Raw genomic sequence first — 226 nt, 5'->3', positions numbered from 1 at the left:
CCCAGATAAACTGAACGTCAGGATTCTGCTCGGCTAATTGGATAAAATCAAAAACGCCCTTGCGCTCTTGAATCTGACCACTGCCCACCACGACAAACCGTTGCTGAGCGATCCCCCATTTAGTTTTCAGCCTTCTTTTTTCAAGTTCGTCAACGGGATGAAACTTGGCATCATCAACAAAGTTAGGAATATAGGTAATCTTGCTCCGTGGAATCCCATAGGCAAC

Annotated in this window: 1 pseudogene; it reads right to left on the bottom strand. The window is 45.6% G+C overall.

Annotated features, from left to right (window positions below):
• Nucleotides 1-226: pseudogene (locus tag LI126_RS15315) on the bottom strand (glycosyltransferase); the annotation flags it as partial.

Origin of the sequence: Mediterraneibacter sp. 210702-DFI.5.30 (assembly GCF_020560115.1) — a bacterium.
Lineage (GTDB): Bacteria > Bacillota > Clostridia > Lachnospirales > Lachnospiraceae > Mediterraneibacter > Mediterraneibacter faecis.
The sequence above is the reverse complement of the archived record's forward strand: the minus strand, read 5'-3'. Positions and strand labels throughout refer to the sequence as shown.